7 protein-coding genes and 1 pseudogene are annotated in these 13,171 nt (G+C 59.7%); 3 read left to right on the forward strand and 5 right to left on the reverse strand.

Translation table 11 applies throughout. From position 1 onward, the window contains the following. Positions 1 to 122, forward strand: a pseudogene (locus tag VEB01_RS21460) (IS110 family transposase); the annotation flags it as partial. A 15-nt stretch (positions 123 to 137) separates the two neighbouring features. Here the strand turns inward: VEB01_RS21460 and VEB01_RS21465 are convergent. Then, on the reverse strand, positions 138 to 3,158 hold the full coding sequence (locus VEB01_RS21465; RefSeq protein WP_324879091.1) for a proline dehydrogenase family protein: 3,021 nt from the start codon (positions 3,156 to 3,158) through the stop codon (positions 138 to 140). A gap of 181 nt (positions 3,159 to 3,339) precedes the next feature. On the opposite strand from VEB01_RS21465, the gene rocD reads away from it, so the two are divergent. Further along, positions 3,340 to 5,427: an ornithine--oxo-acid transaminase gene (rocD, locus tag VEB01_RS21470; RefSeq protein ID WP_324879092.1), complete on the forward strand. Its 2,088-nt coding sequence runs from the start codon at positions 3,340 to 3,342 to the stop codon at positions 5,425 to 5,427. A gap of 189 nt (positions 5,428 to 5,616) precedes the next feature. On the opposite strand, the gene VEB01_RS21475 is transcribed toward rocD, so the two are convergent. Then, the gene (locus VEB01_RS21475) at positions 5,617 to 6,939 is read right to left on the reverse strand and encodes an alkaline phosphatase PhoX (RefSeq protein ID WP_324879093.1); all 1,323 of its coding nucleotides are present in this window, start codon (positions 6,937 to 6,939) and stop codon (positions 5,617 to 5,619) included. A 289-nt stretch (positions 6,940 to 7,228) separates the two neighbouring features. Between VEB01_RS21475 and VEB01_RS21480 the strand changes: the two genes are divergently transcribed. Continuing rightward, positions 7,229 to 9,475: a TonB-dependent receptor family protein gene (locus VEB01_RS21480; protein ID WP_324879095.1), complete on the forward strand. Its 2,247-nt coding sequence runs from the start codon at positions 7,229 to 7,231 to the stop codon at positions 9,473 to 9,475. A gap of 45 nt (positions 9,476 to 9,520) precedes the next feature. On the opposite strand, the gene VEB01_RS21485 is transcribed toward VEB01_RS21480, so the two are convergent. Genes VEB01_RS21485 through VEB01_RS21495 form a run of 3 tightly spaced genes read right to left on the reverse strand, consistent with a single transcriptional unit; the run spans position 9,521 to position 12,704 of the window. Then, positions 9,521 to 10,360, reverse strand: coding sequence for a carbohydrate ABC transporter permease (locus tag VEB01_RS21485; protein ID WP_324879097.1), 840 nt, complete (start codon positions 10,358 to 10,360; stop codon positions 9,521 to 9,523). Then, on the reverse strand, positions 10,360 to 11,244 hold the full coding sequence (locus VEB01_RS21490; protein ID WP_324879099.1) for a carbohydrate ABC transporter permease: 885 nt from the start codon (positions 11,242 to 11,244) through the stop codon (positions 10,360 to 10,362). Before VEB01_RS21490 ends, VEB01_RS21485 begins: the two co-directional genes overlap by 1 nt. Further along, on the reverse strand, positions 11,241 to 12,704 hold the full coding sequence (locus VEB01_RS21495) for a sugar ABC transporter substrate-binding protein (RefSeq protein ID WP_324879101.1): 1,464 nt from the start codon (positions 12,702 to 12,704) through the stop codon (positions 11,241 to 11,243). Before VEB01_RS21495 ends, VEB01_RS21490 begins: the two co-directional genes overlap by 4 nt. Positions 12,705 to 13,171 lie beyond the last annotated feature (467 nt).

A 13,171-nucleotide genomic window follows, 5' to 3' on the forward strand; every position in this document is an offset into this window, starting at 1 on the left:
TCGCGCTTTCGGGTAAACCCGCCAAGCTCATCATCGGCGCCATGATGCGCAAGCTTTTGCAGGTCGCCTTCGGCGTCCTCAAATCCGAAAAACCCTTCGATCCAGCCCTGCATGGCGCTTGACCCGGATAACAGTATCTACTCCAAACTTGGAACGAAACCGTGCCTCAGCGTGTTTTCGCTCACCACCCGTGTCCATAGGAACTGCTTGAGATAATCGGGGCCGCCGGCTTGCACGCCGGTTCCCGAAAGCCGGGTGCCGCCGAAGGGCTGTATGCCGACGCGGGCGCCAGTCGTTCGGCGGTTCAGATACAAATCACCGACGCGATACCGCTCTCGGGCGAGTTCGAGATGTTCCGGAAGGCGCGAGAAGACGCCGCCGGTGAGTGCGTAATCCGATTCCAGCGCCAGCGTGAGCGCGGCTTCGAACGTGGGAGCACGCAGCACGGCCAGTATGGGGCCGAAAATTTCCTCTCGCGCCAGGCGGTGGTGCGTTTCGATTTCGGTGAATATCGCGGGCGGACAGTAGAAACCGTCCGCGGGAACTCGCCCGAGATAATGAAGCCGGCCTTCTGTCCGGCCGAGTTCGATGTAGCTCAGGGCTTTTTCCTGTGCATCCCGGGTGACCAGCGGTCCGAAAAGATAGGCGGAATCTTCGGGCGGGCCGTAGTCATAGCTGTCGAGGGCCTCCGCCAGCCGTTTCACCAACCGGTCGTGAACCCGGCCCACGGCGATAAGCCGCGAACAGGCCGAGCATTTCTGTCCCTGATAGCCGAACGCGGAGTACAGGGTTTGGGCGACCGCTTCGTCCAGATCAGCGTCTTCGTCGACGATGATCGCGTTCTTGCCGCCCATCTCGCAGACGACCTGCTTGATGTACCGCTGCTCCGGCGCAAGCGTATGGGCCTGCCGAAGAATCTCCAGGCCCACCGTCTTGGAGCCGGTAAACGCGATGAGATGAACGTCCCGGTGCTTGACCAGATACTGCCCGACCGTGCTGCCGCTCCCCGGCAGGAGCTGGCACACGCCAGGCGGAAAGCCGGCCTCGTCGAGTACGGACTTGAACCCATGGGCGACGATGTTGGCGGGCGTCGCCGGTTTCACGATGGCCGTGTTGCCGGCGACCAGCGCCGCTGCGGTCATGCCGGTGAGAATGGCCAGAGGGAAATTCCAGGGCGGAATTACCACGGCCACGCCGCGCGGCTCGTAGCGAAGATGGTTCCGCTCGCCCGGAAAACACCGGGTGGGCTGCCAACCGGCCACACACTCCATTTGCAGGGCGTAATACCGCAAGAAGTCGACGGCTTCCGCCACATCCGCGTCGGCTTCGCGCCGATTCTTTCCCGTTTCCAGAATCTGCCAGGCGGCCAGTTCGCTGCGTCGTGCGTCCATGATGTCCGCCGCTCTGCGACACAGCGCCACCCGAGCGGAGGCGGGCGTATCGCGCCAGCCGGGAAACGCGTGGTACGCATTGCGGACGGCACGGTCAGCCTGGGCAACATCGGCAACGGCCACATGGCCGAGAATCTCGGCCGGCCGCGCCGGGTTCCTGGAGGCTTGCAATTCAACTCCCTGCGGCGGGACGCCGGCGATGTCCAACAGGTAGGTCGCGCCCAGCCTGGCACGTACCGCCGCCACCGATCTGCGGAAATCTTCGCGAACCCGGTCCCGGCTGAAGTCCTTTAACGGGGCGTTGACAAAGAGGTTGTGCAAAAACCGTCGCGAGCGGTTCGAATCCGTGCCGAGAAGCGCAGGCGTACAAGGGGGTACGTTGAGCATCGCAGGTGCGGAGTCGGACCGCGCAGCAGGTTTTTTCACAGCCTCAAAGGCGAGAGGAGGCGTTTCGGTCCGGGTTTCGGACAGCCCCGGTTCAGCCAGAAGCTCATCCAAATCCGCCCCTTCGACATAGGTTTGCCGCAGGATGGACGTATTGGCGGTGTTCTCCATCAATCGGCGGATCAAATAGGCGATGCCCGGCAATAATTCCCCGGTGGGCAGATAAATCCGAAGCTTAGGCCCGGATGCGGCAACGGCGTGGCGTAGGGGTTCGGCCATGCCGTAGAGCATCTGGACTTCCCAATCGGCTGTCGAAAGTCCTCGCCTTGAAGCCGAAGCAATCGCATAGGCGAGACTCCGAAGGTTGTGACTGCCCACGGCGGGATAGACCGCTTCGGTATGCCGGAACAAGAGTTCGAGAAGAGATTCGAATTGGGCATCGGTCGCCGTCTTTTCGCGAAACACCGGCACCGGCCAGTTGCGCTGTTCCGCGAGCGCCATTTCCGTGTCCCAGTAGGCGCCCTTGACCAGGCGTACCGAGATTCGATGTTTTCCCTGTTCCGCCCAATCGATCAGCTCTCGAAGATCGTCACTCGTTTCCGGAAGATAGGCCTGCAGGGCGATGCCGGGATGCCAGCCATCATGCCTCTCGCTTTCGACCAAGTCGCGGAACAGGCGAAGCGTCAAGGATTTAAGTTCGTAGTGCTCCATGTCCACCGTCATGCCGGCCCCGAGTTCCCGGAGCCGGGCCACTAAAGGCTGCAGCCGGTCGAACACCCGGCGGCGCACGCCGGCGTAATCGAGCGGATCGAAATGGGCGGTCAGGGCCGAAAACTTGACGGAGATATGAATCGGTGGATTTCCGACGAGCGAGCGGTTTGAAGCCAGGAGATTCAGCAGCGATAAATAGCGCCCCAGGTAAACATCGCATTCCCTTTCGCCCAAAGCCGCTTCGCCCACGGCATCGACCGTGACGGCCGCCGGTATCCGAGCGATGGTATTTAGTGCTCGATCCAGGCGTTCTCTTTGCTCCTCGACGACGAATTGACGGGCGAGCCGCGATACGGCGCGGCGGAGCGCGTAAGCGGTGAAGGAATGTCCCCCCAGTTTGAACACGCGGCCCCAGAGTCCGCGGAGCTGATCGGCGTGAGGCGCCAAATAGCTTCGAAAATGGCCGGCGAGTTCCCGGTCGGTTTCCAACACCGGCAACACATCGACGAATTGAAAGAGGGCGGCGCGTAAATCTTCGTCGTGCATGGCCCGCATCAACACGCGCCCTCTCAGCCCCCGCGGGTCGAACAATGAGGGCGGCGATTCTCCGGCCAAACGGTAAAGGTTTTCGCCGATTTCGCGCACCTTTTGCTCGAAAGCCGTGTCATTCATGACCTTACCTCAGAGTTGTCCAAAGAATTCGGTCGGTATCCGCGATTATAGTTCCGTGGCGGAAGCCGCGGCGGGCGTCTCCTGCAAGGAACAGAGTGCAGGAAATGCGCTCTAAGGGGAAGTGGCAGGTAATTTATGCAATAGGCCAGGCAGTCGGCTTGTTGCTTTCCGGACCATTCCCATGACCGACATTCCTCTGGTTAAACCGATACGACTGATCGGCGTCGCCTTCGACCGCGATGCGGAGACGGGGCCGGAACTATTGCGCGGTTTGGGGTTGGACCGGAGGCTGAAAAGCCGGGGCGTGCCAGCCGCCTGGCAGACGATTCTCCATCCGCAGCGAATGTCGGCCACGGTGCCGATGGTCGCGGAGCTTTGCGAACGGACCGCGCGGGAAACGGAAGCCGCGGTGAGATCCGGCGAATTCTTCGCCGTGTTCGGGGATGACCATTCCTGTGCCGTGGGGTCCTGGGCCGGCGCGGTGGCGGCCTTGTCCGATCGCGGCCCTTTGGGGCTGATTTGGATCGATGCCCACATGGACAGCCACGTGCCGGAGACGAGCCCCAGCGGCGCATTGCACGGCATGCCCCTCGCGTGCCTGCTCGGTTTCGGCGAAAAGCCTTTGGTGGACCTGGGGGGATTCAGCCCGAAGCTGTCTCCTCGGCAGGTTTGCCTGGTCGGCGTCCACAGCTTCGAGGCGGCCGAGCGGGCCCTGCTGGAATGGCTAGGAGTGCGGATCTTTTATTTGGACGAAGTCAACCGGCGTGGCCTGAACGATGTCATGGACGAGGCGCTCTCGATCGTCCAATCCGGTACGGCCGGTTTCGGGGTCACGCTCGACCTCGACGCCATCGATCCGAAGGACGCGCCGGGGGTGACGGTCCCGGTGGCGGGCGGTATTTCCGGAGAGGACATGATTGGTGCGCTGGCCAGGCTTCAAGGTAATCCGGCTTTTCTCGGCATCGAAATCGTGGAATTCGATCCGCCCCGCGATAAGAATCGTGCCACGACTTACTTGGGCAGCGAACTGTTGCTCGCTGCCGTAGTTCCCAAGCGAGCCACACGGGCGGAAGACATCCTGAGCGTCACGGAGCGCTACGGGGCGAACAACTACGACACCTTCCCGGTCATTTTGACCCGAGGCGAGGGCGTTTACTTTTGGGACATCGACGGGAAACGCTATCTGGACATGATGGGGGCCTATTCCGCCGCAAGCCACGGCCATGCCCATCCGCGCCTGATCCGAACATTCACCGAACAAGCGAAACGGCTTGCGATCACGTCGCGGGCTTTTCACAGCGATAGGCTTGCGCCTTTCTTCAAGCGGCTTTGCGAACTCACCGGACAGGACAAGGTGTTGCCGATGAACACCGGCGCGGAAGGGGTGGAGACCGCGCTGAAAGCCGCCCGGAAATGGGCGTACCAAATCAAGGGCGTAAGTCCCGAGCGAGCGGAGATCATCGGTTGTCGAGGCAACTTCCACGGTCGGACCCTCGCGGTGATCGGCCTCTCCTCGGAGCCCAAGTACCGCGAAGGCTTCGGGCCGTTTCCGCCGGGTTTGAAGCTGATTCCATACGGCGATGCCGCGGCCTTGGCCGATGCGATCAACGAAAACACAGCCGCCTTTCTGGTCGAGCCGATCCAGGGCGAGGGTGGCATTGTCATCCCGTCGCCGGGCTATCTCGCCGAGTGCGCCGAGGTTTGCCGGGAGCAGAATGTCTTGCTGCTGTGCGACGAGGTTCAGACGGGACTGGGCCGGACCGGAAAATTCCTGGCCTCCGAGCATGAAAACGTCACACCGGACGGCTTGATTCTCGGCAAGGCGCTGGGCGGCGGCTTGATGCCGGTTTCGGCGTTTTTGGCGAGCCGCGAGGTGATGGACGTTTTCGGTCCGGGCGATCACGGCAGCACCTTTGGCGGCAATCCGTTGGCCGCTGCGGTTGGGCTGGAGGCGCTCGATGTCATCGTCGAGGAAGGGCTGGCCGAGCGCTCGGCCGAGCTGGGCGCCTATTTTCTCGCCAGGCTGCGGGATTTGAGGAGTCCTCTGATTCGCGAGGCGCGCGGCAAAGGCTTGTTCATCGGTCTTGAACTTAATCCGGACATTTCGGGCCGCGATTTTTGCATGAAGCTGATGGAGCACGGCATTCTGACCCGCGAGACCCGCCGAACCGTCATCCGCTTCGCGCCGCCTCTCGTCATCGAACGGAAGGAAATCGATTGGGTGGTGGAGAAAATAGCAATCACCTTACGGGGGTTGGAACGGGGCTAAAAATTTGCCGTTAAGGCATGGCGGGCCCGTATGATCGAAAAGGACATATCCCGAGTTTTACATAAAACAAAAGGCATGACGATGAGGATCGCCATGCCTTTTTGAGTCCTAATGCCGCGACGCATGATGCGTCGCGGCTTCAACGACGCCGGCCAGTAGCCGGCTCGAGGTCCTTGAATATGTTTCCGCTTACTCGGCGCGGTTGGTAATCGCCATGGTCTTGTCGTTGCCCGTGCCGGAGTGCTGAACGTTGACGTACAGCGTGTGCGGATCCTTGCCGAAATAGATGCCGGTACCCTCGGCCGGTTTATCCTTCAGCGACGCAAAGAGGTGCACGTCGTCGGGATAGCCGTCGCCATTGGCGTCGGCGCCGTTCGGGTCGACCACCCAGATGTCGCTCCAGTCGTTGTCTTCCACGATCCACAGTTTGCCGTCAGGGCTGTTGGCCAGGTTGTCCGGACCCTTGAAGCCGGTGACTCCGGGTACGCCGGTAGCGGGTTTGGTTTCGAATGAGACGTTCTTGCCCGGCGCAACAAGGTACTTGACGGAAGGTGTATCGCCCAGGTTTACAGCGAGCACCGCACCCGGACCGCCGGTATTCGCGGCGTTGTTCACATCTTCGCAGGTCAAGGCCACGTAAAGGGTTTCGGCGATGCGCTCCATGTCTTCCGGACGGCAGTATTTGGTCGCTTTCACGCCTTCGGCTTGAGCGGCCACGCGTGCGCTGATCTGAGCCTGAGTCATGTCCAGCGCAACCCATTCTGCCTCACCGGTTTTACCGCCGTTCTTTACGCGCAGGGCGTAGAGCTGGCCACTGCTCAGATCGCCGTACTGTTCCGGTACGAACTTGTAGATGGAGCCGCTGCGATCTTCGTCGATCACGTAGACGTTGCCCTCGGCGTCGATTTCGAGTCCTTCGTGAGAGAGGGTGCCGAGTAGCGGACGGACAGTGACCGACTCGGCGGCGGTCGGGTCGCCATCGACCAGCTTCAGCTCGTACACAAGACCGCTTTGAGCCTGCGGTACCTGCGGGTCCGGGAAGGCGGCGTTAATGGTTTCCTCGGCGAAAAGAACCGTATGCCATGGCGTCCAAACGATGCCGTCGAGGGCCTCCCAATCCGCCCTTTGGACTACGACTTTTGCGGTGCCGTCTTGTAGATCGACGACGGACACGGCTCCGCCGGACGCGGTGGCGTCGCTTCCGGGACGAACTTCATGAGTCCGGTACATGTAACGGCCGGCATGCTTCTTGGTCTCGTTGACCGTGTTCATGTCGCCCCAATCGGCAATGCCCGAATAAATGTCCAGATTGCTTTCGTCGGAGACGATGAACTGGCGATAGCCTTCCGGAATGACCCAAGGTTCGGCCGGATCGTTGACGGCGTTATAGGCTGAGCCCGGTATGGGATCGAATGCCATGGGGCCGTTTACCGTGGATTCGGCGCATGCGGTGCCTGCGAATGCGGCTGCGATCGAAACGGACAGCAGGGTTTTCTTCGTCATCTCGAACATGTTTTAGGACTCCAAATGTTGTTCTTTCGGATGGGGTTCCCGTTTCTGGTGGGCGCATCCTGCACTTGAAGCGGGATGAATAGTCCTTCCAGCGGCGCCAATGATGTCGGCGCCGTCTGACATTGGTGTGACGAAATAGTGACGATTGGATGAAACATTCTCCCTTCAAGCCCGCCTGTCATCCGTGAGCATTCGGCAAGCTGCCTCTTCCGTCGATTGAAAAGTTGCGCGTGTAGATGTTCACCGCTAATATAAATGAAAACGATTATCAATAATGTGGGTCAGGGGTATGTCAAACAAATCGAAAAATCAGCGTGTTTCGGGGTTTTCCGTGGGCTTGCTGTTGATTGCCGGCGGCCTGGCGGTAACGGGGGCGGGCTTAGCGGAGGAGCCTAAAACCGAGGGTTCGGGCGAAGAACCTGAAGCCGCATCGGTAATGGAACTTCCTACAGTCGGTGTGATTGGAACTGCTACCGACGCATTGGAGAAAATCTCGGGCTCCGGCTCGGTTATCGACAAGGAAACCTTGTATCAAAGCCATGTCTTCACCACGAATGAGGCTTTGCGCAAGGTGCCCGGCGTGAACGTGCGGGACGAGGAAGGCTTCGGGATGCGGCCCAATATCGGCATCCGCGGGCTTAACCCGACCCGCTCGACGCGGGTCCTGCTGCTCGAAGACGGTCTCCCGCTGTCCTATGCCCCATATGGGGAGAATGCGAGCTATTACCACCCGCCGGTGGACCGCTTCGAGCGCATCGAGATCTTGAAGGGCGCGGGCCAGATCCTGTTCGGACCCCAGACCACGGCGGCCACCATCAACTACGTGACTCCGACACCGCCCTTGGAGCCCAAGGGATTCGTGAGCTTCACCGGCGGAAACCGGGAATATCGCAACGGCCACATCAACTACGGCGGAACCGTGGGGGATTTCGGCGGACTATTCGATTACATCCACAAGGAAGGCGAAGGCGCGCGGGACAATACGTTCCTCGAGATCGACGACGTCAACCTCAAGGGCGTGTATCGGATCGATGAGAAGAATTCTCTGATATTGCGCGGGAATTACTTCAGGGAAGACTCTCAATTGACCTATTCGGGAATCACCGATGCGGAAGCGCGCAACTTCGGTCTCCGCTACAACCCGTTCGACAACGATAATTTCTCGACGAATCGCTGGGGAACCTCGGCCACCCACGAATACAAGTTCAATAACGACGTCAAGTTGACCACCAGTTTTTACTGGACTCATTTCGCCCGCGATTGGTGGCGTCAGGCGAGCACCACTACCGATACGCAATGCGGCACCGCGTTCAGGAATGCCCGTTTTAACGGCGTCGCCGTGAACCCGGATGCCTGCAACTCGATTCAAGGCCGTTTGCGCGACTATTACACTTGGGGCGTCGAGCCGCGGTTACATGCGGCCTACGATTTCTTCGGCGTGCCGAGCGAGCTGGACATGGGGTTCCGCGCCCATTATGAAGAACAGTTTCGGCGCCAGGAGAACGCCACCTCGCCGCGGGCCCGCAGCGGGAGCATCGCCGAGCGGAACGAGCGCTTTGCCGACGCCTATTCGGGCTTCGTTCAAAACCGCTTCTTCATTGACCGGTGGACGATTACGCCCGGCGTGCGCGTGGAAAGCGTCGAGTACGAGAGGCGGAATCTACTCAACGGGAGGGAGGGCACGACCAGCCTGACCGAGGCTCTGCCCGCATTCGGCATCAATTACAACCCGCTCGACGAGGTTACGTTGTTCTTCGGATTCCATCGCGGCTTTTCGCCGCCGCGCGCCGAGGACGCCGTGAGCAACGCCGGGCTCGTGACCGACGTGGACGCGGAAAAAAGCTGGAACTACGAGCTGGGCGTGCGCAGCAAGCCGTGGAAGGGCGTCGCCTTGGACACGACGCTGTTCCAGACGCATTTCGAGAATCAGGCGGTGGTCGGCAGCATCGCCGGAGGTTCCACGCCCTTGGCACAGGGCGAATCGCTCTACCAGGGCTTTGAGTTCTTCGGCCGCGTCGACCTCGGAGATATTTTCGAAACGGATCATAACGTCTATTTCCAGGCGGCGTACACCTGGGTGGCCGATGCGGAGGCCCTGTCGCCGTTCCGATGCGTCCCGGTGGATGGAGTTGTTCCGAGTTCCTGCAGTAACGGTCTAGTGCCCGGATCGGCGAAAGGCAACCGGCTTCCCTACGCGCCGGAACACATGATCACCGCTACGGTGGGTTACGCCCATCCGATGGGCTTCGATTTTCATTTGGAAACGGTGTTCGTGGCCGACCAGTTCAGCGACTTCCATAACGCGGAAGGGCAGGTCAATCCGGATGGAACACCCAATCTGACCGGGCAGTTCGGCAAGATCGAGGACTACGCCATCGTCAATCTCTCCAGCACGTATCGCATCAAGCCTTTGAACACCGATCTGTTCGTCAGCGTGAAAAACCTCTTCGATCAGAACTACATCGTGGATCGTACCCGCGGCATTTTGCCGGGATCGCCGAGGCTGGTGCAGGCCGGATTCAAGCTGGACTTCTGAGAGGTTGGAAAAAACTACTGTCACATAAGGACATGCGGCGCACCGTCATTCCTTGACGCTTCCCAATACCAGCCCTTCGATGTAGTACTTTTGTAGCGCGAGAAACAGAAGGATTACCGGCAGTACCGTGAGCACCGAACCGGCCATCATCAGCTCGGCATCTTGAACGTGTTCGCCCAGAAGGTTGGCGAGGGCGACCGGGAGCGTGTAGAGGTCGTTGTCGGTCAGGATGATGAGGGGCCACATGAAGTCGTTCCAAGTGCCCATGAAGGTGAAGATGGCCAAGGTGACCAGGATCGGCTTGCAGAGCGGCAGAACCAGCGTCCGGTAAATCCGGAATTCGCCGGCGCCGTCGATGCGGGCGGCATCGAGGAGGCTGTCGGGAATCGACAGCGCGTACTGCCGGATCAGAAAGATGCCGAAAATGCTCGCCATGCCGGGGATGATGACGCCGCCGTAAGTATTCACCAATCCCATCTCTTTCAGCATCAGGAACAGCGGCAGCATGGCGACCTGCGCCGGGATCACCATGGACGCCAGAAGCAGGCGGAATAGGCGGTCGCGTCCCTTGAAACACAGCTTGGCGAAGGCGTAGCCGGCCATGGAGTTGAGCAGCAGGGAAAGCGCCGTGACCAGCGTGGCGATCAGCGTGCTGTTCAGGAGATAAGAGGCGAGATTCAATCGAGAGAACAGTATCCGGTAATGATCCAGCGTGGGCGACACCGGCAGAATCGGCGGCGGAAAACGGTTCGCCTCGGCCGACGGCATCAACGACACGGACACCATCCAGAACAGCGGAAACAGGGTCACGATCACCGCCGCGATGAGCGCCAAATGAAGCAGCAGCGTCTTGATCCGTTTTTCAGAAAGCGTAGCCGAGGCCATCAGATTTCCCGTCGCCTCAACTTCAACTGCAAAAGCGTCCCCGCCAGGATGATCAGAAACAACGCGAAGGCCACCGCCGCCGCGTAGCCGAGATTCCACCAGCGAAAGCCTTCCTGGAACATCAAAAGGGCCACGCTCAAGGTGCTGTTGGCGGGACCCCCTTGGGTCATGACATAGGGTTCGGCAAAAAGCTGGAAGTAGCCGATCATCGTGATGACGGTGACGAACACGAAGGTCGGCGCCAGCATGGGCAGGGTAATATGGCGGAATTGACGCCAGGTATTCGCGCCGTCGATGACCGCGGCCTCGTACAGGCGGGTAGGAATGCTTTGCAGCCCGGCGATGAAGATGATCATGTTGAAGCCGAAATTCTTCCAGATCGCCATCAGGATGATCGCCGGCATGGCCCAATCGGGATCGCCCAGCCAATCGACGGGATCGAGCCCGAACAGCCCGAGAAGATAATTCAAGAAGCCGTAGCGGGGATGATAGAGATAGCGCCAGACCACTGCTATCGCCACCAAGGTGGTGACAACCGGCAGGAATAGGAGCGAGCGGAACAGTCCCTTGAAGCGGACCAGGCGGTGATTGACCAATAACGCCGCGCCCAGCGACACGGCCACCGACAAGGGGCCGCCTACAACCACGAAATACAGGGTGTTCTTCAACGCGGTCCAGAATAAAGGATCGCGGAGCAATCGAAGGTAGTTGTCGAACGCCACGAAGCGCAGCCGTTCACTGTCGCCGAGGGCGTAAATGTCGAAATCGGTGAAGCTGAGAAACAGCGACGCCACGACCGGCAGGAAAAAGAAAGCGACAATCAGGATCAAGGCTGGCGCAAGAAACCAGAAAGCGGGGTTCGCCTGCGGAAAAGGGATTCTCATGGCGCCCGTTTCCGTAATAGCCAGCGGCGCTTTTCGAGAATATGGTCTACGTCCTCATTCAGGGCGGTCAGCGCTTGGTCCTCGGTCAATTCGCCGCGCACCGCTTTTTCGGCGTAATGGGCGATCTTGCTGGCGATGCGTTCCCACTCGGGAATTTTTGGCGTGGACACCACTCGTTCCAACTGAGTCTTGAAGGCCTGCGCGCGAGTCGCCGTGGCCAGATCGGGGTGTTGCCAGGCGGAACGGCGGGAGGGGAGATCGCCGGTCAGACGGTAAAACGCAAGCTGTTGTTCCGGTTCGGAGAGAAATTCGATCAGCTTCCAGGCTTGCGCTTTACGGCCGGAACTGCTGGAGATCGCGAGGCTGGCTCCGCCGGCGAGGGACAGGCCGGGGTAGAAAATGTCGGAACTGGGCAATGTGTAGGCCGGAATAAGCCCTTCGGCTGGGCTCAGGACAGGCTTCGCGTTTCCGGCAAAGTCCTTGCCGGGAACGGCTGCCGCCCCTTCGACGGGGCTCAGGACAGGCTTATCCCGGCCTACGATTGATTGACTTGACTCGACAGTACTCACCTTGGCTTTTTCGCTGCACGGAGGAGGGCAAGACGTGCTTAAATCTGGAGCCGGCAGCGGTGCCGTCGCCCATTTGTCTTGCACGGTCTTCGGAAGCCGGTGTTCGAACTCGCCGATGTTCCAGGGGCCGGTGATGTACATCGCGAAATAGCCGCTGGCGAACTCCTGATAAAGATTGGCAATCTGAGCCTCGGATACGGCGGGCGCGTAACCCCGGCGGAAAATATCGAGATAAAAGCGAAAGGCTTGGCGGAAGGTGTCGCTCCGAAAATTGCCGAATCGCGCTCCATCGCGGAGCAGTTCCGCCCCGAGTTGCAGGCCGAGGATCACCGGCACCTGCCATTCGTTCATGGGCAAGAGCAGCGCGTAGTGGTCTCCGCCGGGTAACGCCGTGATCGCCGCCATCGCCGTGAGCCATTCCTTCCAGGTTTTGGGCGGCGCGGAAAAACCGGCCTTGGCCAAAATATCCGTCCGGTAGAAAAGAAGGCGGGTATCGACGTACCACGGCAGGCCGTAAAGCCGTCCGTCGATCTTGTTGGTTTCGAGAATACCCTCGAAATAATCCCCGCGTTGCGGAGCAGTCAGCCGATCGTCTAGGCTATCGACGGCATTCAAAACCGCGAATTCCGGAATCCAGGTATTGCCCAACTGGAAGACATCGGGCATCGCATCGCCCGCGTAGGCGGTTAGTAGTTTCTCGTGAGCCGCGCTCCAGGGGATCTGCTGCACTTTGACGCGAATGTCCGGATTGCGGCGTTCGAATTCCGGCATCAGAGACTGAACCACTTCGCCTTCCCGCCCCATGGCCCAAAATTCGAGGACAGTCTTTTCCGCGTCCCGCCCACAGGCGCCGAGCAGCGTAAAGATCAGCAATAAACCGATCAGACGCACGTATTGTTTTCCGGCAGGTGTCGGTGCATGGTGAGGATCATCGATTCTATTCTCGGAAGGCAGCCGATCCTCAATTTACCACAAGACTGGACACAGCATGGCGAGACGGGCTTACCTCCCACGGCCTGTCAGATTTCAGGACACAGCCTGCGTAGGATGTGCCGACGAAGGAAGGGGCTGATTAAAGGCCCGTTTGCGATTAGAAGGATTGCGACTAAAGCAACCGTTTGCAATTAGAGGCGAATCGATCGCGAACTCGAACGATGTGGTTCCTGCGTCATCGCATCCTACGCTATTAAATAAGGACGGAAAATGAAGACGCCCGCAAAAGCGGGCGTCTTCGGGCTATCAGTGCGATTACGCCGGATGGCTAATGGGTATCACACACCCAATCTTTGTAGTTCCAACGCCCACCACCGTCTAAGCAACTGTCAATTTGCAACTGTTTCCGCAACCAAATACCGCCG

The organism is Methylocaldum sp. (assembly GCF_035627495.1).
Classification (GTDB): Bacteria; Pseudomonadota; Gammaproteobacteria; order Methylococcales; family Methylococcaceae; genus Methylocaldum.

What these genes read in the sequence shown, in the direction of transcription:
- rocD (WP_324879092.1), top strand. Translation starts at nt 3,340, where the DNA reads ATGACCGACATTCCTCTGGTTAAACCGATACGACTGATCGGCGTCGCC.
- VEB01_RS21480 (WP_324879095.1), top strand. Translation starts at nt 7,229, where the DNA reads ATGTCAAACAAATCGAAAAATCAGCGTGTTTCGGGGTTTTCCGTGGGC.
- VEB01_RS21465 (WP_324879091.1), bottom strand. Translation starts at nt 3,158, where the DNA reads ATGAATGACACGGCTTTCGAGCAAAAGGTGCGCGAAATCGGCGAAAAC.
- VEB01_RS21490 (WP_324879099.1), bottom strand. Translation starts at nt 11,244, where the DNA reads ATGAGAATCCCTTTTCCGCAGGCGAACCCCGCTTTCTGGTTTCTTGCG.
- VEB01_RS21475 (WP_324879093.1), bottom strand. Translation starts at nt 6,939, where the DNA reads ATGTTCGAGATGACGAAGAAAACCCTGCTGTCCGTTTCGATCGCAGCC.
- VEB01_RS21485 (WP_324879097.1), bottom strand. Translation starts at nt 10,360, where the DNA reads ATGGCCTCGGCTACGCTTTCTGAAAAACGGATCAAGACGCTGCTGCTT.